Annotated in this window: 19 protein-coding genes; 9 read left to right on the top strand and 10 right to left on the bottom strand. The window is 59.9% G+C overall.

Annotated features, from left to right (window positions below; all coding sequences use genetic code 11):
• Window positions 1-136 precede the first annotated feature (136 nt).
• The gene (locus DN745_RS17635; RefSeq protein ID WP_111336953.1) at window positions 137-1069 is read left to right on the top strand and encodes a mechanosensitive ion channel family protein; all 933 of its coding nucleotides are present in this window, start codon (window positions 137-139) and stop codon (window positions 1067-1069) included.
• Between the two features lie 55 nt (window positions 1070-1124).
• On the opposite strand, the gene DN745_RS17630 is transcribed toward DN745_RS17635, so the two are convergent.
• Together DN745_RS17630 and DN745_RS17625 are read right to left on the bottom strand one after the other, a co-directional pair.
• On the bottom strand, window positions 1125-1874 hold the full coding sequence (locus DN745_RS17630) for a hypothetical protein (protein ID WP_111336951.1): 750 nt from the start codon (window positions 1872-1874) through the stop codon (window positions 1125-1127).
• A gap of 141 nt (window positions 1875-2015) precedes the next feature.
• Entirely contained in the window at window positions 2016-3422 is a 1407-nt protein-coding gene (locus DN745_RS17625; RefSeq protein WP_204355033.1) for a flavin-containing monooxygenase, read from the bottom strand.
• Window positions 3423-3748: 326 nt separating this feature from the next.
• Between DN745_RS17625 and DN745_RS17620 the strand changes: the two genes are divergently transcribed.
• The 3 genes from DN745_RS17620 to DN745_RS17610 all read left to right on the top strand — a co-directional run bounded on the left by DN745_RS17620 (window position 3749) and on the right by DN745_RS17610 (window position 7536).
• The gene (locus tag DN745_RS17620) at window positions 3749-4648 is read left to right on the top strand and encodes a bile acid:sodium symporter family protein (RefSeq protein WP_111336947.1); all 900 of its coding nucleotides are present in this window, start codon (window positions 3749-3751) and stop codon (window positions 4646-4648) included.
• Window positions 4649-4707: 59 nt separating this feature from the next.
• On the top strand, window positions 4708-6441 hold the full coding sequence (locus DN745_RS17615; RefSeq protein WP_111336945.1) for an SDR family oxidoreductase: 1734 nt from the start codon (window positions 4708-4710) through the stop codon (window positions 6439-6441).
• Between the two features lie 78 nt (window positions 6442-6519).
• Window positions 6520-7536: an aldo/keto reductase gene (locus DN745_RS17610; protein WP_111336943.1), complete on the top strand. Its 1017-nt coding sequence runs from the start codon at window positions 6520-6522 to the stop codon at window positions 7534-7536.
• A 258-nt stretch (window positions 7537-7794) separates the two neighbouring features.
• On the opposite strand, the gene DN745_RS17605 is transcribed toward DN745_RS17610, so the two are convergent.
• Complete coding sequence (locus DN745_RS17605; protein ID WP_111336941.1) at window positions 7795-8580, bottom strand: hypothetical protein; 786 nt, start codon at window positions 8578-8580, stop codon at window positions 7795-7797.
• A 583-nt stretch (window positions 8581-9163) separates the two neighbouring features.
• Entirely contained in the window at window positions 9164-11149 is a 1986-nt protein-coding gene (locus DN745_RS17600) for a site-specific recombinase (protein ID WP_111336939.1), read from the bottom strand.
• A gap of 343 nt (window positions 11150-11492) precedes the next feature.
• Between DN745_RS17600 and DN745_RS17595 the strand changes: the two genes are divergently transcribed.
• A complete protein-coding gene (locus tag DN745_RS17595) occupies window positions 11493-12227 on the top strand; it encodes a lysophospholipid acyltransferase family protein (protein ID WP_162687764.1) in 735 nt (244 codons plus the stop codon).
• 29 nt (window positions 12228-12256) lie between these two features.
• Here the strand turns inward: DN745_RS17595 and DN745_RS17590 are convergent, their stop codons facing one another.
• On the bottom strand, window positions 12257-12937 hold the full coding sequence (locus DN745_RS17590; protein WP_162687763.1) for a YbgA family protein: 681 nt from the start codon (window positions 12935-12937) through the stop codon (window positions 12257-12259).
• A gap of 439 nt (window positions 12938-13376) precedes the next feature.
• Here DN745_RS17590 and DN745_RS17585 point away from each other — a divergent pair, with 439 nt between their 5' ends.
• The 4 genes from DN745_RS17585 to DN745_RS17570 all read left to right on the top strand — a co-directional run bounded on the left by DN745_RS17585 (window position 13377) and on the right by DN745_RS17570 (window position 18454).
• Window positions 13377-14399 (top strand): DUF2804 domain-containing protein, encoded by a 1023-nt coding sequence (locus DN745_RS17585; RefSeq protein ID WP_111336934.1) that lies wholly within the window; start codon window positions 13377-13379, stop codon window positions 14397-14399.
• Window positions 14400-14519: 120 nt separating this feature from the next.
• Window positions 14520-16199, top strand: a complete 1680-nt coding sequence (locus DN745_RS17580; protein ID WP_111336933.1) for an NAD-dependent malic enzyme — start codon at window positions 14520-14522, stop codon at window positions 16197-16199.
• A gap of 119 nt (window positions 16200-16318) precedes the next feature.
• The gene (locus tag DN745_RS17575; protein WP_111336932.1) at window positions 16319-17272 is read left to right on the top strand and encodes a PLP-dependent cysteine synthase family protein; all 954 of its coding nucleotides are present in this window, start codon (window positions 16319-16321) and stop codon (window positions 17270-17272) included.
• A 144-nt stretch (window positions 17273-17416) separates the two neighbouring features.
• Entirely contained in the window at window positions 17417-18454 is a 1038-nt protein-coding gene (locus DN745_RS17570) for a phosphorothioated DNA-binding restriction endonuclease family protein (protein WP_111336931.1), read from the top strand.
• A 63-nt stretch (window positions 18455-18517) separates the two neighbouring features.
• On the opposite strand, the gene DN745_RS19440 is transcribed toward DN745_RS17570, so the two are convergent.
• The 5 genes from DN745_RS19440 to DN745_RS17545 all read right to left on the bottom strand — a co-directional run bounded on the left by DN745_RS19440 (window position 18518) and on the right by DN745_RS17545 (window position 23241).
• Window positions 18518-19294 carry a hypothetical protein gene (locus DN745_RS19440; protein ID WP_133621896.1) on the bottom strand — a complete coding sequence of 259 codons (777 nt, stop codon included), beginning with the start codon at window positions 19292-19294 and terminating at the stop codon, window positions 18518-18520.
• Window positions 19295-19561: 267 nt separating this feature from the next.
• Complete coding sequence (locus DN745_RS17560) at window positions 19562-20242, bottom strand: hypothetical protein (RefSeq protein WP_111336929.1); 681 nt, start codon at window positions 20240-20242, stop codon at window positions 19562-19564.
• 214 nt (window positions 20243-20456) lie between these two features.
• Window positions 20457-21329 (bottom strand): hypothetical protein, encoded by an 873-nt coding sequence (locus DN745_RS17555; protein ID WP_111336928.1) that lies wholly within the window; start codon window positions 21327-21329, stop codon window positions 20457-20459.
• A gap of 597 nt (window positions 21330-21926) precedes the next feature.
• Window positions 21927-22874: an isoaspartyl peptidase/L-asparaginase gene (locus tag DN745_RS17550; RefSeq protein WP_111336927.1), complete on the bottom strand. Its 948-nt coding sequence runs from the start codon at window positions 22872-22874 to the stop codon at window positions 21927-21929.
• A gap of 97 nt (window positions 22875-22971) precedes the next feature.
• The gene (locus tag DN745_RS17545; RefSeq protein ID WP_111336925.1) at window positions 22972-23241 is read right to left on the bottom strand and encodes a hypothetical protein; all 270 of its coding nucleotides are present in this window, start codon (window positions 23239-23241) and stop codon (window positions 22972-22974) included.
• Window positions 23242-23354 lie beyond the last annotated feature (113 nt).

Raw genomic sequence — 23354 nt, 5'->3', positions numbered from 1 at the left:
GGGCGCAAAGGATATCTTCCAAGATTGTCACCAGAAGAGAAAGGAACAATGCTCTTGCTTCACACTTGCCCCCGGCCATCAGATCGATAGAATCAGCCCGCCAGCAACCCCTCAAAACCTCGGACCCGCCCTTATTATGGAACTAGGCATCGAAAAAGCGTACGTACTCCTCACCGAGAAGCTCAGCGGGTGGCTCAGTAGCGCCATCGAAATGCTGCCGAATTTCGTCGCGGCGATTCTCATCCTCATCGCGTTCTATCTCATTGGCTGGGTCGTGCGCCGGGTGATTAACCGCACCCTCACAAGCATCACCACCAACCGCGCAGTCATCGGCCTCATCGAGACCACCGCCGGCGTCGCCATCCTAACCACGGGCATCTTTATCGCCCTGGGCATCCTCAAATTGGACGGCACGGTCACCTCCCTGCTCGCCGGTGTCGGTGTCATCGGTTTGGCGCTGGGTTTTGCCTTCCAAGATATCGCCGCCAACTTCATGTCCGGCGTCATCCTCTCGATCCAACACCCCTATGGCATCGACGATATGATCGAATGCAAGGGCTTCTACGGCCGAGTGCACGACATTAACCTGCGCTCCACGGTCATTCGCACAACCCAGGGGCAATTGGTGCATGTCCCCAATAAGGAAATCCTCAACAGCCCGCTGACCAATTATTCATGGAATCATAAGCGGCGCATCGATATCAGTCTGGGCGTCTCCTATGCCGACGACCACGAAAAAGCCCGCCGCCTGGCCATCGAAGCCGTTCAAAACCTCGAAGCCGTCGATAAAGACCAGCCCATCGAGTTCTTCTATACCGAGATCGGCCCCTCAACCTTCAACGGCACGCTGCGCTTCTGGGTGAACTTCCACGTGCACGTCGACTTCTTAGCCCCTCAGAGCGAGGCCATTATCGCCGTCGCCAAGGTCTTCGCCGAGAACGATATCGATATGCCCTATCCCATCACCACCCTTGAGTTTGGGCCCAAAGGCGGGGTCACCCTCGACGCGATGCTGCTCCGCGCATCCGAAAAGCAACCCACTGAACTCGAGGCAAGCACTCAACCCTAGGCGATCGTTGAGGCCGACTGATTGCGGCAACCCCTCAGGCTCAACCTCCTAGGACTCAGCGCTTCAGTCGAAGCTCAAGTTCGTTCTCAACCTCGATCATAAAGCTTGAACCGTTGGCCAGCCCGGGTAGCTCCATCTCATTGACGCGAGTGATCTTGAACTCGTCCTCCTCATCGTTGTCCAGCGATGCGGCTGAAACAGTATAGGAAGACGCGCCTTTTTTGAGGGTCACGGCCCTGAATTCATCGCCTTCGATTTGCGTGCGGTCGGCGCTTGGGTTGTCGGCCTTCCAGCTCAATTTCAGGTCGGACCCAGCCGAAACCCGCTCTTGATGCTTGTGGGAGCTGAAGGTCACAATCGCCGGGCTCGCCAGATACACCCCCTCCACGCGCTCCGCGCCCGCGGTTATGTCCACGCGATATGCGCCGTAATAGCCCTTAATTTCGGCTTCGTACTCGTCCTCGTCGAACCGCAACTTCACCGCAGGACCTCTATAAGCCTGCACGGTCACGGTGGCGTCGGACACCGGTTGGCCCTTTCGCATCACCCTAATCTCAAAATCGGTCTCAAAATCACCGGGGGCCGTGGCGTTATCCTTGTGGGGTTCGGCTTTGATCTCGATTTGAACGCTGAGATCCCCCGCATTTTCTCCCTGAACGGTGCCCGTATTTCGCAGCTTGGCGACGGATGCCTGGGTTATGTTCTCAAACCCACTGGACGACTTCGCCTCAGCCTGTGTTAAGTGACAGCCGTTAATGAAGGCCGGGAGACATAGAGCGAAGAGAACGATTGAGACGCGTTTCATGGATGCTCCTTTAACTCTCATTTGAATCACACACGCTGCAGACAAACAAGCGACGCTCTCCTCCGCTGGCGTGACATGCAGAAGATACCGGGGCCGCATTGGCAACAATGCTAAACACGCGGACGCAAAAGGCTACGAACTCTAGGCCTCTTCAAACCACGCCAATAACTCCTCCATCCTCGCCCGATAGACCGAGTTGCGCACATAATACGCCATCCGCTCGAATTTCGAGAAGTCGACCCCGCCCGTTGTGTCGGGCGCCGGACCGCGCTTCTTCTCCCGAAAACGCGCCGCCTTCGCCGGATCGCTCTTCTGGGCCGACAAAAACTTCGCCACCGCCTCGCCCTGCGACGCCCGAATCTCCCAGCCGCCGCCGTCCGACTCAATCAACCCCATCACGAACAGATTATCATACTCCGGGTGGAAGATATTGAGATACAGATTCGGCGCCTTGCCGCCCGCGCGCCACGTAAAATGATCGCGGTCGATAAACGGGAACGTCAGCTTATAGCCGGTGGCCATCACGACCACATCGTACTCCGCCGATTTACCGTCCGTAAAATGAACGGTCTTCCCCTCAAAGCGCGCGATATTCGGTCGAATGCTCACGTCGCCGTGGCCCAGGTGATACAAAAGCTGCGAGTTCACGATGGGATGCGACTCATACAACTTATGATCCGGTTCGGGGATGCCGTATTTGCGCGGGTCCGGATAAAGCGTGCGCAATAACTTCGCGTCCAACCGCTGCTTCAACCACATCGGCATTGACAATTTGCTCGAGCCCGAGCCGAAGTCCGCCGCCGGCACCCCGAGAATATATTTGGGCACGATATAATAACCGCGACGCATCGACAGATCGACCGACTCAGCCCGATGAATCGCGTCGACGGTGATATCACAACCACTATTCCCCGCTCCGATCACCAACACGCGCTTGCCATTAAAAACATCCGCGCTTCGATAATCGCAGGAGTGAAATATCTCGCCGTCGAACTCCCCCGGGAACTCCGCCCAATTCGGGTCGTTTAGATGCCCATTAGCGATGCACACCGCGTCGTAGCGATAGATTTCGCCCGTATCCAACTCCACCGTCCACCCGTCGCCATCGCGCTCAATCCGCTCCACGCTGACCTCAAAGCGGATGCGCTCATAGAGGCCAAACGCCTCGGCGAAGTCCCGAAAATAACGCTTAATGACGCGGTGGCTCGGATAATCCGCCGCCTCCTCCGGCAACGGAAAATCCGCGACCTGCGTCGACGCTTTCGACGAGATAAGATGCGCGGATTCGTACATATTCGCGTACTCCGAATCCATATCCCACACCCCGCCGACATCGCTGTGGCGCTCGAATTGGTCATAGAGCACGCCGTTCCGGGCCAGCGCACGCGCGGTCGTCAGACCCGCCGGCCCCGCCCCGATCACGCACACTCGCCCGCTTCGGTCGATGACCTCTCCGGGCTCGCCGCGCGGAATCTGCTCACCGGCAAACCCCTCCGCGTTCTTCATCTTGGCTTGATGTGCGACAGTGCTCTCTACGGGCTGATTCATCGGCGATCCTATGGGTGACCTCGAGGATATTCAATCGTTGCTTAACGGCGGCTTTGTCCGAACAGATTCTTGATGCCCCGAGTTTAACCGATCGGCCAAATTTATCAATCACATGTTCCCTGCGACGCCCCTCAGATAACCGCGCTTTGCCCAACCTGAGTTTTCTAAGTCGCGCCAATATGCGACAGTGCTGCAACGGACTGGTTCAGCGGCGACTCCACGGTCGCCTTCGAAGAGCGTTTGGGTGGCCACACGCCACACCTGCTCAGAGCCCTTGGGCCTGCCCGTCATCTCTTGGGCTATCTCTCTGTCTTACGAGCCACCTGATGATTGAATCGATTGACGCCATCTCGCTGAACTTTGACCCGGGCAGCCTCCTCGCGCTCAACCTAATTCTGGGTTTCATCATGTTCGGCATCGCGCTGTCGCTGCGCGTCTCCGACTTTCGCGAGGTCGCCAAGCGCCCCCGCGCCCCCCTGATCGGCATGCTCGCCCAATTTCTCCTGCTCCCCGCCGCAACCTGGGCACTCACTCGACTCCTGGAACTCCCCCCGAGCATCTCCCTGGGCATGATCCTCGTCTCATCGTGCCCCGGCGGCAATATCTCCAACCTCATCGCCCACCTCAGCCGCGCGAACACCGCCCTTTCGATCTCGTTAACCGCGGTCTCGACCGCAGCCGCCGTCTTTATGACCCCCCTCAACGTCTCCTTCTGGGGCTCGATGTCTCCTGACACCGCCGCGCTGCTCACCGACTTCAACCTAAACCCGCTCGACATGTTCCTAAACGTGCTCATCCTGCTCGGCCTTCCCCTTATCGCCGGGATGAGCCTGCGCGCGAAATTCCCCACCCTCGCTGACCGCGCCCTTAAACCATTTAAGATCCTATCCATCCTCCTATTCATCGCCCTGGTCACGATCGCTTTTCAGTCCAACTTCTCTGCCTTCGTCGCGGTCATCGGCATCATCTTCTTGCCAGTCGCGCTGCACAACGCCCTGGCCTGGGCGGTCGGCTATTCCGCGGCTAAAGCCGCGCGACTACCCAAAGAGGACGTGCGAGCGGTGGCCATCGAAGTCGCCATCCAAAACTCCGGTCTCGGCCTCGTGCTCACCTTCGCCTTCTTTGATGGGCTCGGAGGTATGGCCGTTATTGCCGGCTGGTGGGGCATCTGGCATGTCATCGCCGGCTTGACCATGGCGACCATCTGGAGCCGAACAGCCTCATAATTACAGCACTTCACCCATTCTAATTGCTTCTTATCTCGCTCATTTCGCTTAATTAAATTATGACTACGCAACGAACACTCCTGATCACCGGCGCCGCCGGTTTCGTCGGCTCATACCTCCTGCGAAAGCTCGTCGAAGATGAGCCACACGGCATCGACCGCATCATCGCCACCGACATCCGCGATATCGACGCCGACCTCGCCGAAAGCGACCGGGTCGACGCGCGATACCTCGATATTTGTGATGAAAAAGCGGTGGTCAAACTCTTCGAAGAGGTTCGCCCTGACGTCGCGGTCCACCTCGCCGCCATCGTCACACCGCCCCCCGGCGACCACCGCGAGATGCAATTCAACGTCGACGTGCGCGGCACCCGCCACGTCATCGCCGGCTGCCTCGCCGCCGGCACCGAACAATTTATCTACACCTCCAGCGGCGCGGCCTACGGCTACCACCCGCGCAACCGCGAACTCCTCGTCGAAGAGGACCCCGTCCAGGGCAACGAAGCCTTCGCCTACGCACACCACAAGCGTATCGTCGAAGAAGAACTCGCCGTGGTCCGCGAGGAACACCCTGAACTCCAGCAATTGATCTTCCGCGTATCGACGGTCCTCGGCCCAAGCACCGATAACCAGATCACCAGCCTCTTCGAGCGGTCCATCGTCACCGGCCTTCGCGGCGTCGACTCACGCTTTTGCATCATCTCCGACGAAGATGTCGTCGGCGCCCTGCTCCACGGCGTAAAAACCCAGCAATCTGGCATCTTTAACCTCACCGGCGACGGCGTGCTCACCCTCGAAGAGATCGCCGCGCGCATGGGCGGAAAATACGTCGCCTTGCCCGAATTCGCGATCCGCGGCGCCCTCACCGGCCTCTCCGCCGCCGGCGTCGGCCCCTACGGCCCCGAACAGATCCTCTTCCTCAAATACCGCCCGGTCTTCGATAACACCCGCCTCAAAGAAGACTTCGGCTTCACTCCCCAATTCACCAGCGAACAAGCCTTCGAGCGCTATCGCCAGGGCAAACTCGCGCGCGACGCCTCACGCGTCGTGATGATCACCGGCGCCGGCGGCGGCCTGGGCTTCGCGCTGGCCAAGGCCCACGCAACCCGCGGCCACCGACTCGTCCTCGTAGACCGCGACGCCGACGCCCTCGAGCGCACCTATATGATGGCCCGCGCCCAGGGCGCCCAAGCCGTGCGTGTTGTCTGCGATGTTCGTAACCAGGCGCAGTGTGACCGCGCGGTCGAAACCGCCCAAAAGACCTTCGGAAGCCTCGACACACTCTATAATAACGCCGCAATCCCGCTGCGCGGCATGTTCAAAGATATCGACGCCGACCAGGTCGCCCAGGTCATCGACGTCAACCTGCTCGGCGCCGTGCGCATGACCGAGGCAGCGCTGCCTCTTATCCGCCAACACCGTGGACGCATCGCCGCCATCTCGAGCGTCGCAGGCTTCGCCCCGCTCACCGGTCGCACCGCCTACGCCGCCAGCAAACACGCGCTCCATGGTTTCTTCGACTCCCTGCGCACCGAGGTCGACGGCGACGGCGTCTCGGTCACCCTCGCCTGCCCAAGCTATATCAAAACCGCCATGCGCCGAGACGCCGCCGACGGCGCCGCAGAGATCGACGTCAACGTCGCCGCTCACTCCATCGTCGACGCCGTCGAATCACGCCAACGCCAGGTCATGGTTGGGCGCACCGCTCAACTGGCCTGGTGGGCAAATCGCCTGGCCCCCTCGGTCTTCGAAAAGCTCATGCGCCGCAGCGTCAAAGACGAATTCCCAACTTGAGCCCTCTGCATATAATACGCAGCGCTCAGCACGACTCTTCAAACACGATAACCCTGCACTCCAATAAAAGGTTCGCTTATGTCTAACGCACGACGACTCGGAAAAACCGGCCTCAAAGTCTCCCGCATCTGCCTCGGCACCATGATGTTCGGCGGGCGCACCGACCTCAAAGAATCCCGACGCATCGCAGACGCATGCCTTGAGCGCGGCGCCTACTTCTGGGACACCGCCGATATGTATAGCCTCGGCGCCTCCGAAGAGGTCGTCGGTAAATTAATGGAAGGCCGCCGCCACGAAGTCGTGCTCGCCACAAAAGCCTGGGCCACCATGAGCGATCTTCCCAACGACCGCGGCCTCAGCGCGCGCCATCTCATCGCCGCCTGCGAGGCATCGCTGCGCCGGCTGGGCACCGATTATCTCGACATCTTTTATATGCACTTCACCGACCCCAACACCCGCACCGAGGAGAGCCTGCGCGCCATGGAGGACCTCGTTCGCAGCGGCAAAGTCCGCTATGTCGGCGTGTCCAACCACCAGGCCTGGCAGGTCGCCGACCGCATCGCGGTCGCCCGCCAGCACGGCTGGCAACCCCTCGACGTCGTCCAACCCCTCTATAATATCCTCAACCGCGACATCGAACGCGAACTCATCCCCATGGCCCAACACTACGGCCTGGGCGTCGTCACCTACTCGTCGCTGGCCCGCGGCGTCCTCACCGGAAAATACAAATGGGACCAGGCCCCGCCCGAAGGCTCGCGCCTGTCCACCGGCGACAAACGCATGAAGCAGGCCGAATGGCGCGAGGAAAGCCTTCGCGTCGTCGAAGCCCTTCGCCCCCTGGCCGAATCGCGCAATATCCCCATGAGCCAATTGGCCACCGCCTGGGCTCTCAATAACGACTATATCGACTCCGTCATCATCGGCCCCCGCACCCTAGAGCAGGCCGAAGACGCGCTCGCGTGCCTGGACGTCGACTTTGACGATGAGCTGGAAGAGGCCATCGACGCGCTAGTCCCGCGCGGCACCCACGCCGGACGCGAAATCCCCGACCAGGAGGTATTTCCGGTGATGGGCCGGCGCACAAAAGGAGCGTGAGCTAACGCTAAGACGCACTGGGTGCGCGACGTCGCCACCCAGAAGCGCCCCCACAAGCAACAGTATTTCTTACCCTCCGGGGAAGATGTCGCAAAGCGACAGAAGGGGGGCTGCGCACCAGCAATCTAGCTAGACCCCGGCCGGCTCGCCCAGCCGGTGAATCAGACTGACCGCCAAGCCCCCCACCACCACAGACCCCGGCCGGCTCGCCCGGCCGGTGAATCAAACTGACCGCCAGCCCCCCCCACCACATCACCATCAACGACTCTCAGCCCGGCTAATCGCCGACTCAACCGCCTGTATATCCGCACTCACCGCCAGCATATCCGCAACATTAATGCCCTCCTCGATATCCGCAGCTTCGGGCAAACCCGCGCGTCGCCGACTCGTCGGCCGCAACCGATCCGCGTGGGCATTCATCTCGGCCAACCGATACAGGTTCTCCAAAATCCCCGCCACCGGCGCGTAGTGACGACTCCAGGCCTCGTTCGCCCGATTATGCGCCGCCTGCGCATCCTCGGTCTCCCGCACTTCAACCCGAACCGCATCTACCGCAGCTTCCAATTGGTCCAAATCTCGACCCAACTCCGCCGACATCGCGCCCAGATTCGGTCGCTCCAGCCCAAACAGCGTCTCATACGAACTCAGCCCCTCTTCGAGCTGTGCCTGGATATTGCGCCCGTGGGTAATCAGCGCATCACACCCCTCCGGCGTACGTCCACCCAACCCCATCGCCGGAATCGCCTCGCCGCCAAAACTCCCCTCCAGCAGGCTCCGGATCGAGAACACACGCTGGCGCACTCGCGCGATCTGCTGGTCACGCAACACTCGCTTCTTCTCCGCCTGCGCTTTCTCCTTCGCAACCAATTGATCAAGCCGATTAAGCTCCGCATAATCCCGCTGAAGCACCCGAATCACCGCCCCAATGACCGCACTCATCGTGAGCGGGTCCGGCGGATTCCCCTCAAAAAGCACCGCATTTAGCGCTCCGGCCAATTGTCCTCCCTGCGTGTCGACCGAGCTGGCCAGCGTATGGGTGATCATACGCCTATTCGCCGTTGTTTTCGAAATTGCTGCCATGACAGATGCCTCCGTGCATTGTCCTCCCAAGCACCAGCGTCGACCATTCGACTCTCTGCCCGGACAGCTTCAGACCCTTGAATTGTATCGTGCCGCCCCGAGCTTAAGCACCGACACTGGCCGTTCAAACTTAATTTCTAGCGATTGAGCTAACGCACCCTAAAATCACTGAAATACCCCAACTGACCCCGTATAGGACCTGTTTCCTACCTAAAACAATCCACACGACCGCGTCGGGGAGCCTCAAAAAAACTAAACCTTCCTTGCCACCGCGGTCGACGACGTCGGCGCAACTAAAACACACACACCCACGCCGTCGTTTAGGTTCTATCAATTTGAAATAGCCCCCTGACGGAGTCCCCACGCTTGCATGACCAGCACGGAAGCTACCCGACCAGTACGGCCGCTCTATTTCACCCGCAAAGGACTCGCCCGACCACGTCGGTCACTCTACTTTAACCCCCGGAGCCCCGCCCGACGGCGCCGACCCACGCACTACCGCGTCCAACCCGCGAATCGAATCCCCCACGCCCCAAAACCTCAAGCCTCACTCCCCTCCCACCTCATCCTCCGACACACTCTCCGACAACTGATAAAGCGGCTCCTTGGGCGGATAAAACCACTCCCACGGGCGCCGCAAAAAACGACGCACGAGAATGCCCACCAACACCCGGGTCTGCCCGAAGGTCACGCTGCGTGAGGCAAGCCCGGCGACCATGGTGAGGACGAAGGCGACGAGGAAGTTGAACAGCCCGATGGCGAAGACGCTAATCAGGGCCACCAGGCCCACGGTCGTCAGCGCGATCTGGGGCATGGTGAAGGTCGCCAGGCCCACCTCCGCCGAAGAGAACGCGATATGGCGAATATCAAAGGGCAGACCCAAAATAACCCCGATGGGCCCGGCGCACCCGAGCATCACCCCCAGGGCGACGTTGCCAGTCAGCATGCCCGTATTTTTGGAGACGAAGACCGCCAGTTTCTTCTGTCCTCGCCCCAACCAGCGCAACCCCGGATGTTCAGCGATGCGCCTCTCCAGATTGGTGTAGAGCACCCGATTCTCGACAGCCCCGCCGATGACACCGGCGGTAAACAGGGCCACGCCGGCGATGCCCGCGTAGAAAAGGGCGCCGGATTCGAAGGGGTGGATCTTCCCGAGCAGGTACCGCGCCCCGTCCGCATCGGCCAGCGGCGCCGAGCCCCAGGTCGCGAACACAAACCCAATCAGCGCAGCCACCGGCAGGGCTGCGAAGACATTGCCAATAAAGGAGATAAACTGGCTGCGCCAGACCAAGATAATGACGTCCGCGACGCCCTCGATGGCTCCTTCCGAAGACGTGGCTTCGTCCATCTTGCTCGCGATCGCCGACGCCGTGACCGCCGGCTGTTTAGTCGCAAGGATCGACCCGGTCAGGTAGATCAACACGAAACACACCGAGTAATTCAGGCTATAAATCAGCGCCTGGGCGGCCAGCGAGAAGGGGAATTGAGAGAGGTAGAATTTAAACAGCCCGAAGGGCGCCACGATCGCCCCGCCCTGAAGGGCCGCGCGCAAAAACTTCCAATACCCTTTCCGGGTATCCGAGATATACTTTTGCCCCTTCTTTGCGCTCTGCTCCGTGATCTGAAACGCCAGCAAATCAGCGCTCTCTTTCACCAGACGACTCACGCTATGCGCGTTCTGCTCGGCTTCCAGCAGGTCGATAAATAGCCGCACCGAGCATGCGATAAGGTCCTGGGAGCTATCGGGATGAATCAGATGAGCCAGCCGCTCCAGGCGGTCCAATTGCTGCAAGAGGCGCCGCGACACCGACGTCAGCCGCAGGCTGGTTCCGTAGGTCGACCTCTTCTCGCGCAGCGACACGATGAGGTCGCGACACTCGTTGACCGTCTCAATCAGCAGGTCAAACGCGTCGTTACCCGACTCATCACTATGGTGGCGCTCCAAAAACTCATGGGCGTGAATGGCGAGGTTGAGAAACGGAGAATCGTAGCTATCGACATCTTCCAACTTCGCGTTGAGCTCCTCGTCAATCCCGAGCGCCCCGATGCGCAGAGCCAACCCCTGAATAGCCCCGGCCAGGTCGCGGTCGGGGTGCTCCCAAGAGCTTTGTTGCTCGGTGAGGGCGAAGAGTTCGGCCCACGCCTCGGGCGAAGCCGCCCCAACCCAGCGCCAGTCATCCTTTTTCGGAAACAGCTCCGCGATAACATGGCGGATATCGTCCTCGGGCACTTGGCGCGGCAGCAGGTGGCCGAGCACCCGGTCATGAACTTCACGAAAGAACCCCGCCTGAGACAAGATCCCGCTCTCGGCAAACGCATGCACCAGACGCGACTCCGAGAGAGTCTCGCGAATCGCGCTATCGAACGATGCGCGCAAATCACGGTTCGCCAGCAATATATCGACCAGCTTATGCAGCCGCTCGTCGATCTCCTGGGGGGTCGCCCCCTTGGGTGGGCGCACCACATCAACGAGACGTCGTATCGCCTGGGTTCCCGATGACTCCTGAAAGATCTCTTCTAGCTTAATTCGCATCGATATCGCTTACTTATAGGGCATCTCTGACAGCCAATAACTCGCCCCCGATAAATGACGAATGCCGCGATTTTGCAAGCGGGTTTTCCCGCCAGCAGCCTCAGGCGTCGTTTGGGGCTCATTAACGACGCAGGAATCTGCCCCCATAGACTTTTGCGCCCCACGGGGTTACTAAATCTTGCCAGCCGAATCCTGTGATAACCCAACAGACACGAGCACTTCTAACTCCCAATCCACGACGAGCGAATCAATCCCTCAGCCCCCGCGCTTGCCGAAGGTTTCTCCACACTTATCGAAGAGAGCACCGATGAAAGGCTTTATCCGAGGAACGATTCAACACAGCTTGGCATGGAGTTTCTCCGCCGTTTTTACCGTCGCGATGGTCTTCGCGATGTTGCTCACGGCCGGGAAATTCCCCGAGCAGATAACTCGCCCGATGGTCCGCTTCTGGGGACGCACAATGCTTAAAATTTCCGGAGTGAAGCTGGAATTGGAAGGTGACTGCAGCGCGTTGTCGCGACGCGCACCGCGCGTTTTCACCTTTAACCACGCGTCGACCCTGGATCTCTTTATCGTCACCGCGCTCTACACCCCCGGCGGCACCGCCGTGGTCAAACGAGAAATCCTCTATATTCCGTTCATGGGTTGGTCAGCCTATTTGGCAGGGCTGGTGCTCTTGGACCGGCGAAATCGTGAGCGCGCCATCGCCTCGCTTGAGAAGGCGGGCCAGCGGATACGCGATGAGGACCTGAGCGTCTTCATCTCCCCCGAAGGCACCCGCACCAGCTCCCGGGCGCCATCAAAATTTAAGATGGGCGCGTTTCGCATGGCCGAGGTTTCGGGCGCGGACATCGTTCCAATGGTGATCGACGGAGCCGCCGAGGTGTGGTCCCGCGACAAAATCTATTGCAAGGGCGGCACGGTGAAGGTCCGTCTGCTTGAGCCCATCCCCCACGCCGACCTGGTCCAGCGCGGCGCACGCGCAGTCGCAGAAGATCTTCGCTCCCGCTACGCCCGCGACCTTGGCGTCGAGGTCCCCGCCGCAAAGCCGCGCGACTTGGAGACCGAGGCCGCCTAAACGCGCTGCACGACTCAAGCAAACGCCATTTAATCTACCGCTCCCTCGCTGCCCTCAGGCCATCCAGCCAACTCACGCGGGTAGGGCTCCAAAAGCGTCTGGTCCGCGAAATAATGATATTCGTAGCGGGCACACCACTCGCGAATCGGCGCAAGCACCGCCTCAAACCCGATCTTTTCGGCGCGATAGTCGGCAAGCATATCGAGAAACTCTGCCTTCTCATCCGCGGGAATCTGTTGCTTAAAATGCCCGTACATATGCTGTGCGGCGTTGGCCCATGCCTCGTGAGTAGGCGCGTCGCAAAGCGCCTCGCCAAAGGTGCGCACGTAGTCTTCGTAGGCCGCTTGTACATCGCTTGAGTCAGCGTCAGCAGCAATCGCGCCCAGGGCGCGCATCTTCTGCTGGCTATAAGTCATCAACACATGCTTGTGGCGCCGCTGGAAGTCGGTCAACGCCGCGCGCGACGGCTTTTCTTTAAGCCCGCGAAGCTCCGCGAACGCGAAGACCCGGGTCAAAAAGTGGCGGCGAGTGGCGTCATCTTGGAGTTGCGCGTCCGTCACCATAGCCAGCGGGCCGTGGTGTTGAGCAACCTCCTGCGCGAAGCTCTCAGCCCCTGGCCCAGCCGACACGATAAACCCGTCGACCTCATCGAACTCAGACGCGCCCTTAACCTCCGGGGTGACCGTCACAATCTGCGCGTTTTGAGACAAGCGCGCGATAAACGAACCCACCCCTCGCGCTGCGCCGCCGCTGGCTAGCCCGACACTAAGCCCGATTCGCGGCCTACTGAATGTGATTGAGAAGAAGCTACCCGGCTGAGATTGTTCCATAATTAAGCGCTCTCATTTTCCGTATTGGTCGAGATGAAGGCCATCAGCCGGCGTCAATCGCCCGCCCTATCCATCTTCCTCTTATACTGGCTCTCGGAGCCCCAAAATCTATACTGTCTTCCTCCCAAGACACAATGGGCGCGGGACCTGCGAGGGATTCCGAATTTACTCCCAACCCGCATTCATATAGCCTCAGCCCCATTCATCATTGAAGCGACGGGCCGAAGCAACCGGCAAGATTGGTCGCCCACCCGCTCGGAAGAACCCGAAACACCCGGCCATCTCAAACGCCCCAGACAACCCCGAATATGAGTCTCTTATGCCTCGCCTCGAAAAGCTCATCCAACCCAACGGTCAACCCGTCTTTGGCGTCTTCCCCGACGGAGTCGAGAAGATCAACTACCTCGACTACGACCTGCGCACGACCATGGACCGCAAACGCGGCCCCCTGGCCAAACGCCTGGGGTTTAACCAATTTCAATTCATCAGCTTCGCCAGCGAACAGCTCATCGTGGGCCTCGCGATCGTCGACCTCAAGCTGATCAGCAACGCGTTTGTCTATTTATACGAGCCCGCCACCGGCGCTTTTGAGGAGTTCAGTTTTCTCCAGCCACTTGCCCGAAAGACCTCAATGGACCCCGCGCCCAATGGCGGCGAGAGCACCTTCCGAAAAGGAGACGCTCGCCTCACGATCCACGCCACCCCCGACCCCGGAACCCGTCGCGTCAAGGTGAACCTCGCCGGGCGCGTCCAGATCGACGCGACGATCGACGAAGCCGCTGCCTATAATCCGCTGGCGGTCTGCTCACGCGCCGGATACGACGGCTGGGTATTCACCCAAAAAAGCGCCGCACACCTCTGCGAAGGCCGCATCCAATGGGATAAAAGAGCGTTTGACTTGAATGAAATCAACGCCCTGGCCGCGGTCGATTGGACCGCAGGCTTTATGCGTCGGGAGACGTTTTGGAATTGGGGCAGCCTCTCCTGCCACCTCCCAGATGGCCGACTCCTCGGCCTAAACCTCGCCGCAGGCGTCAACGAAACGGGCGTGACTGAAAACGCCCTGTGGCTCGACGGGCACATCATCAAGGTCGACATGGTGGACTTTCAATTCGACCGATACCAAGCCGAGAAGCCCTGGAAGATGCGCTCGGCCGATGGCATCGTCGACCTCACCTTTGCGCCGCGCGGCCAGCGCAAAGAGAAGCTCAACGTGCTAATTATGCAGTCGAACTTCACCCAACATTTCGGCCAGTTTTACGGTGAGATCCATCTGCCCGATGAGACCATTTCACTCAATGGGGCCTGGGGCTTTGCCGAAGATCATTTCGCGAAGTGGTAGCGCCCCCCAAAAAACACTTAATTAGGGGTGGTCATTCGGGCGAGGCTTCGTGTAGCACTGGAATTATTCGTGTTACGCCTGAACGGCTTTGTCGTAGTAACTATTGAAGAGAACAATCAAATGAGCAAACCGACCGACCGCCCCGTCTATATCTCCTATGCAGGCCCTGCCCTCCTGGATTCCCCGCTGCTCAATAAAGGCAGCGCCTTTACGCCCGAGGAGCGCATCGACTTCAACCTCATCGGGCTGTTGCCGAGCACGGTCGAGACCATTAAGGAGCAGGTCGCGCGCGCTTATTCTCGCTACCTTCGCTGCACCAACGACCTCGACCGGCATATCTTTTTGCGCGGAATTCAGGACGACAACGAGACCGTCTTTTACCGGCTGCTCGAAGAGAACCTCGAAGAGATGATGCCCATCATCTACACCCCCACGGTCGGCGAAGCCTGCGAAAACTTCTCAAAGATCTACCGCAACTATCGCGGCATCTTCGTCTCCTACCCGGACCGCGACCGGATCGACGATATCCTGCGAAGCGTCACTAAAGATAAAGTCAAAGTCATCGTCGTCACCGACGGTGAGCGCATTCTGGGGCTGGGGGATCAGGGCATCGGCGGGATGGGTATTCCGATCGGGAAGCTCTCGCTCTACACGGCCTGCGGCGGCATCAGCCCGGCCTATACGCTGCCGATCCTTTTGGACGTCGGCACCGATAACCAGGTCGCGCTCGAAGACCCGATGTATATGGGATGGCGCCATCCGCGCATCAATGACGAGGAGTACCACGAGTTTATCGAGCTCTTCATCCAGGCGCTCAAACGCCGCTGGCCCAACGTCTTGCTGCAATTCGAGGACTTCGCCCTGGACCGGGCGATGCCGATCATCGACCGCTACCGCGACCGGATCTGCAGCTTTAATGACGACGTACAGGGCACCGCAGCGGTTTGCCTGGCGACGCTCACTGCCGCCTGCATGGCCAATGACACCAAACTCAGGGAGCAACGCATCGCCTTTGTCGGCGCAGGCGTAGCCGGCTGCGGCATCGCCGAGCAGCTCATCAGCGCCATGCAGGCCCAGGGGTTGAGCGAGGCCGACGCGCGCCAGCGCATCTATATGGTCGACAAAGACGGCCTCTTAACCGACCAATCCAAAGACTTAGACCCAACCCAACGCCGACTCGCCCACCCCTCGAGCAGCTTCGACGATTGGCCCGACACCTCCCTCTCAAGCGTCGTCGCCTTCGCCAAGCCGACGATCCTCATCGGCGTGTCCGGCCAGCGCGGCCTCTTCAGCAAAGAGCTCATCGAGACGATGCACGCAAACTGCCCACACCCGGTCATCATGCCGCTGTCCAACCCGACCGACCGCGCCGAAGCGACCCCCGCCGACATCCTCGAATGGACCGACGGCCAGGCCCTGGTCGCCACCGGAAGCCCCTTCGGACCCGTCACGCGCGACGGCAAAGAAATTCGCATCGCTCAATGCAATAACGCCTATATCTTCCCGGGCATCGGGCTGGGCGTCGTCGCCTCCCAGGCCACCCGCGTCACCGACAATATGCTCATGGCCGCCGCCGTCGCCCTCGCCGAATATTCACCGATCGTACGCACCGGCGAAAGGTTGCTGCTCCCGCCGATCACCGAGATTCAGGCGCTCAGCAAGGCCATCGCATTCGCCGTGGGCCGCCAGGCACAGGTCGACCACGTCGCCCTTCGCTCCAGCGAGAAGAAGCTCAAAGAGTCCATCGAGCGCAATTTCTGGCGGCCGCGCTACCGCAACTACCGGCGCAGCGCGGTTTGAGGTTGGAGAGACGCCCCTTTATTTGCTACTTAAGTGGTGTCTCCTAAGAGGTTCGACGGTTGGGAAAAACCTCAAAGGCATTCACACAATATCAACTCTAGACCTGGCAAGGCGATTCAATGACGACTCCGGCGCGAACAAAGAGCATTCTCGACAATATTGGCAACACTCCGCTCGTGGAACTCACGAGCATCAGTCAGGATTTGCCGGTCCCCATCTATGCCAAATGTGAGCATATGAACCCCGGCGGGTCGATCAAAGACCGCACGGCTATCTCCATCATCGACGACGCCGAAGCGCGAGGCGTCATCAAGCCCGGCGACACCCTCGTCGAAGGCACCGCCGGCAACACCGGCATGGGACTCGCCCTGGTCGCCGCCGCCCGCGGCTACCGCTTCGTTTGTGTCATGCCCGAGACCATGTCTGCAGATAAGCGACAGGCACTCGCCACGCTCGGCGCCGAGATCGTCTTGAGCAAACCCGGCCCCCTCTCAAGCCCCAACAACTTCCGAAACGTCGCCCAACGCCTGGCCGATGAGAACGGCTGGTTCCTAACCGCTCAATTCCAAAACCAGGCCAACCCCCGCGTTCACGAGCTCACCACCGGCCCCGAGATCCTCACCCAGATGGACAATAACCTGGCCGCGTTTGTCTGCGCCGCCGGCACCGGCGGCACCATCACCGGCGTCGCCCGAAGCCTCAAAGCCAAACTCCCGGACGTCAAAGTCATCCTCGCCGACCCCGTTGGCTCCGGGCTGGCCGGGTGGGTGCGCGACGGCGCCCCGACCCCCAACGGCCCCTACTCCGCCGAGGGCATCGGCTCCTCCACGGTCCCCGACACCCTCGACATCAGCATCATCGACGACGCCCTGCAAATCCCCGACGAAGAAGCCATCGCCGTCACCAAACGCCTGGTCCGCGAAGAAGGACTCGTCGTCGGCGGCTCATCCGGCGTCAACGTCGCCGCGGCCATCCGCCTGGCCAAAAGCGGCGACTTCGACGGCCCCATCGTCACGGTGCTCCCGGATTCACTCGACCGCTATTATAGCGCGGAGTGGCTGAAGAGTTGGTGAGAAGTGGGGGGAATGGCGGCTGGTGTTGAAACAGGAATTCTTCGTTAAGTGATCGCATCACGAACAACGTGCTTTTGACGATTTCTCACCCGCTGGGCATGATACAGGCGTACCTCGGCCCCTATCCCCCAGCGAGAGTATCTCATGAAAACCCCGCCACGCATCCCCGACTTCGATCTTCTGTGGACCAACGCCGACGCCCAAACCGCCACCGAGTGGTTTCGCCTGCTCGACGGCTTCGGCGGCGGATTCTTCCGCCTGCCCGGCACCCACGACGAAGGCCCCGCGCAGGCGGTGCTGCTGCTCTATATCATCGCGTGGAGCACGCGCCAGAAGACCAACGTGCTGTCCTTCGACCTGCATAAAGAGCGCATCACCGAACTCCTGGAGCGCTGGGCCGCCCCGCTGGGCGGCTCGGCGACGGCCCAATACCCCTTCTGGCGATTGCAGCGCCATCGGTTTTGGCGCGTGATGAGTTGGGGCCAATATTGCGAGGACGTCCCGGCGGCACCCGCCTCCCCCACCCAGCACAGCCCCGACACCACCGTGGGCGTCCTCGACCCGGCCGCCTGGGTCGCCATCACCGGCGACCCCCATCTTCGCCAGAATATTGTGACATTCTTGCTCAACCAATATTGCTCACACGCCTTCGAGGAGGCGCTGGCCGACTTCGGATTGGAGCCCCAAACGCCCGCATTTCGACCCGCCCCTTCGACCCCAAACTCCGCCTCCAACCCAGACGACACGCCCGCTGACCAACACCTCTTGACGAAGTTTAAGCGCCACGAATCCTACACCGCCGACGCCCTGCAAGCGCACCTCGCGGTCGGCATCCAACCGGACGCCGCCTCGGCGCATATACTCAGCCCCGAGACCAGCGCGCTCTTTATCGCCGACACCGCCTGGCACCTGGAGGACGCCCGCGAATCCGACGCCACACAAGACGCCGACATGCGGCTCCACTGGTCACTCTCGAGCCGGCAATACGACGGCTGGGAGGTCCTCGACACCCTGATGGACGCCGAGCAGATCCTCGTATTTACCCAGGAAGAAGAGGCCCGAGAAGCAGATGCGCTCTCGTATCGCTACCAGGGAGTGTACACGCCGGTATCGGTCGAGGCGCGGCGCTGGTCGCCCGTTCGCCAGATGCATGATGTGGTGTTGGAGTGGGCGGGGCGGTGAGGGGGGCGCGATCGCTCCTTATTAAGCCTCGATCCAAAAAAGTTGATGAGAACGTGATCTCGCTCAGGATTCAAACAATTTGCGCAGTGGCGTCCGAGAGTTCTTAAACGGTTGATTTGGGTCGCCGAAGAAGTCAACGGCTGGCTTCAAATAGACCCGCGAATTTGCAAGCTCAACTTTGAGCAGCGGAACGCCCACACGCTGTTGGAGTTGGTCGTCGTCGCGGAATCTATCGTTGGAAACGACGATGCTATTAGGGTTTCTGCGCGCGTATTTTAACAAAACCTCATCTGCGGCTTTACCGTGCGTCTCGTGGAATGAAGGGTTGGGGCATTTAACCCGCGCCAGAAATTGGTTCTTGTCTTCTTTATCAAATTTATAGCGCAGATTGGCGTCGCAGAAGACCTGAATATCAGCGTGTTCGAAGCGGCGCCCGAGGGCGTCGAGAACGTCCTGCAGATGGCTCAAGCGGACCTCCTTTGAGCCATCATAGAGGTCTCTATAAGCAAAATTACTGCCGTCAACGAGTAGGGTCCAGCCCGTTGCATCAAGGGACGGCCGCGGCGCTCGCCATCTATCATTACGACCTGAGCCATCATCGACTGGGTAGCCTTCTCTCGTTGGGTCGCGTCCTCTCCTTAAAATTCGGAGGTAGAGATACAAGAGAGCGGTTACAACGGCGAGCAGCAGGATGTAGAGAGCGATTATCTCGGGCGGTGAGATCGAGATGTCGAGTGGGTTTAATATCGCGAGCATTGGGGTTTTGGTTTGCAGGAAACAGGGGGCACAGGTCACGTTTGCCAGATAAGCGCGGATCGGATTATCATTTTCGAAGGTCATGGTCATGCCTCTTGCTTAGGACGTCGAGAATCCACAACAGATCATTTTCCATGGCCTTTTTTAATGTTTTTTTTGGGGCAGTTGGACGCCTTAAACGATCACGCATGCGGCTCAATGTGCTACTCAAATTTGGCAAATCGACCGCTACCTCTGGGAACAAGGCCCTACGTGACAGTCGATTCGTCAGGTTTTCTCGGTGGTTTTGTTACCGCTCGAACAAAGCCAATATAGCAAAACAATGCCGTGGCATCTCCTTTATTATCTCTATCAATCCGCGTCCCGATCCTCTCGCAAATACACAATAAACAAGCCCCAATCGTAGCCGAAAAAAGTCAATAACTCCTTGATGCGGTCGCGGATATCATTCGCGGAGAAGTTCATTTCAGCGAAAAGCCCGGGGCTTATTTCGACACCGAGACGCATATTTTCACCGGTGTCTGCGAAGATTCGGTTGCCGCGATTGGTAGCAAATTCGTCGGCCACCGTTACGCGCTTGAAAGCCTCTCCCTGAAGTCGAACGAGCATATGGCAGGCATGCTCGTAGACCGCGCGCCATGTGCGAAGGTCTTTGACGGCGTGGTCTTTAAAAACGAAGCCAAAGGGGCGTTTGTAGCGGAAGTCCTCATCGAGCGTGTGGCTTTCGGTGCGGTCGAGTTCGCGGATAATGCGTTCATGCTCGATATTGTCGGAGTCCGCGTCGGCGGGCGTTGCCTCGTCGTCCGCCTTGACCTGTGTGAAGTCAGCGATAAGGCGTTGGATATTCTCGGAGACTCGCGCAAATTCAGTCATCGCCTTGTTATATTCGCGTTTAAAAGCAACGCCTTCTTCAAGCTCATCGGGGTTATTATGGTCAATACCCAGCCAGATATCGTCCGACAGATCCAATAGGTCCTCACCGGTATATTCAAGACGACTCAAAATTTGACTGACACGCTCTCGTTTATTCATCTAATTACTCCTTTCGAATTTTTGCACCTACACACAGGGACTTAACGCCGCTTCCAGTTATACCCATCTTTACGCACCCGCGATTTGAATTCTCGCCGGGCTTCCCACTCCATAAACGCTTCGAATTGATCGGATTTGATGGGCAGCGGCGCAAAGACTTCACTGCGGTCGAAGCCTAAATTCACCGTCCCATCTAGACCTGTGTCAAACTAAATCACTCCGACGGATACATCATCCCCTGCAATTTCCACGCATTCCGCTCGAAGAGCACACCGGTCAAAAGCCTGGCAAGCCCTTCTTCACCGTAGGCGTCGACCACCGCTTCGATCGCGTCGCCCCAGACCATTTGCCCATGCTGGCGAAGCTTGCCGCTGCGCCACCGCTCAAAGACGAGCACCATCATAAAATCGACGCCCCCGACGCGGCCCTCATAGCCCAGCGCCCAGGCGGCCACCGCGCCGATCTGAAAGCGCCCGTCCGGGTAGTGAACGACCATCCGCGGCGCGTCGGCGACGCTGATATCGCGCGTTCGCCAGCCCAGCCCGAGTTCTTCTTTAAGCTCCGTCGCCGCCTCGACGAGCCAATCGGCGAGCTCCGCGGGATCGACCACGCTCACCTTCTCGAAACGGGCATCGATCCCGATATCGCGCGACCGATGCCAATGAGAAGCAACCGGTGCCACACCGTCGAGCAGCCAATTTTGAAACTCCCGCCGGCCCCCCACATCCACCAATTCCAGCGGCACCTCGGCAACCCGCGCCGGTGCCTCCCACACATTTGCCCCGCTGTTGTGGGTATAATCATCCTCACCAAACGGCAACTCCTCCTCCACGCCGTCATATTGCGCAACGACGAGCACGCGTCCCCCCGGCCCCTCAAAAACATCCGCGTCGATCCGGTCTATCGTGTCGGCATCCGCGACATGCCAGGTAAAGCGGTACCGATAAACCACCCGCACCCACCCCCACAGCGGCAACAACATCACCCGCGCCGAGCGATCCTGCGGAACCTTCAGCTCAAACCGCTCCCCCTCCGACCATTCATACTCCTCAGCCCACGCTTCTTCGGGTGCTTCAAGTATCTCCAACGCCACGGCTCGCCCCTATTTTAACGAGTATTGTGATTGGCCATTATATATACCGGGGCAGCGGGAAACTCTCAAATCTATATTGATCGTGATACGGGGTTATAGCTTGGGTTGATAGAATTCGCTTCATCGAGCAGGGCAGTCTCAAGCACGCTGAGGCCGGCGCTGTCAGATCCCGACCTTCCAGCGGAAGCTGTGGTCTTGGAGCGCAGGCGGGGGAAGTGCTTGTGGGATGGTATACATAGCTGTCTACCGCTCGGGAGCATCATGGTGTGGCGGATGGATACCTATCTGCAGCGGCAGCGGACCACCGTGCTGTTTACATCGTCGGAGCCGGCGTTTTCGCCTATACCTATGGGTAAATCCCCATAATCGGGACCAGGGACACCGCCAGGGTGGGTCGGATGCCCCGCCGACCCGGATTAGGGGTGGGGGGTAGGTGCCCCCCGGGTGCCGCAAACGCGGGTTAAGGGTGGGGGGTGGGTGGGTCCAGAGCCCCGCAAACAGGACTTAGGACAGAGGCTGGGTGTGTTCATGGGTCCCAAAGTCGCGACCTGGGGGTACTTGGAACTCGCCCTGGGGTCCTAAATCTGCGAGTTAGGGTAAGGGCGACAGGGTCGCAACATATGTTCCAACAGGCGCCGAGATCGTGTCACCCTGCCGGTCGCCGACGCGGTAGGCGGCCAGCAAAATATCGCTGGTTTTGCCCCACCCGATGCGTCCGTCGGCCCCGATGGCGATGGCGCCCAGGCGAAGGTTCTGGTTGTGGCACTCATCAAAAGTTCGGCGCAGCGCCCGCTCGAGGCTCATCCCGTCGGTCACGCGGACGCACAGGCGAGCGCTCAAGCATATGTCGAGGATGTCTTCGCCGATGCCGGTGGCGCTGACGGCGCAGGCCTTATCGGCGTAATTGCCCGCGGGCGTCGCCGAGTCGCTGACGCGCCCGACGCGCTCGAACCCGCGCCCGCCGGTCGAAGTGCCTGCGCATAGACGTCCGTGGGTATCCCGGGCGACCACGCCGATCGTCCCCTGTCCGCGATCATCTCCTTCGCCTGCGACCACATTGACCGCGTCTTTTGAGAAGCCGCGCTCGCGCTCGTCCAGCCACCGGCGAAACCGCCGCTCGACGAGCGGGTCGTGGGGCGGCACGCCCAACTCTCTCATCAGCTCAAGCGCCCCGGCGCCGTCGAGCACGCGGTCTCGCTCGCCCTGAAGATGCGCGGCGAGGTCGATCGGATGGGCCAGCCGCATGGCGTTGATCACCCCGCTAAAGCGCTGGCTGGCGCCGTCCATCAGCGACGCGCTCATGCGGATCTGGCCGTCAGACTGGATGGCCGAGCCGGTCCCGGCGTTGAAGAGCGGATCATCTTCGAGCATGCGGCACCCGGCGAGCACCGCTTCTTTTGCGGTTGCCCCGGCCAGGAGCATCTCATAGAGCGGGTCGAGCACCGCAAATAAGGCGTCTCGAATCCGGCCGGCGCGCGACGGATCGCCAAGGGAGCTTCCGGCTCCCCCGTGAATGATCAGGCTTGGGATGTCAGACATGGTGTATCTCGGAAGGGGTATAAATTTTAGAAATCGGCGGATAGCTATGAGTCACTGGTTTATACAGGATTCACCTTCCCCCTCATTCGCCCACAGATCAAATATCCCCCTTCAAATACCGCACAAGCGGTTCCTTATGAGCGCTTCCCTGCTCCCAGCGCTCCGGCGCCAGGGTGTAGATATTTGGGGCGCGCTCACGGCCGTCGGGGCTTAAGCCGGGGAATCGGCCGAGCAGGGCGCGGCGCGCCAACGTGATGGTCTGGTGTCGCTCGCTTCCCAAGCGCGGGTTATTTAGCAGGCGGTCGGTCTGGGCAATGGTTGGGTGCGTGACGCTCAGCGGACCGAGCATCGATTCGACGGTCTGCACGCGTTTATAAAGCTGGCGCGCCAGCCCGCTTGGGTCGTAAGCGAGGGCGCGACGAACCTGGCGTTGGCGCCGATATTCGCGTTGGCGGGGTTTTGGGTTTGTCGGCCTTCGCC

The sequence above is a fragment of the Bradymonas sediminis genome (assembly GCF_003258315.1).
GTDB classification, from domain to species: domain Bacteria; phylum Myxococcota_A; class Bradymonadia; order Bradymonadales; family Bradymonadaceae; genus Bradymonas; species Bradymonas sediminis.
This window is presented reverse-complemented; position numbering and strand designations above follow the sequence as displayed.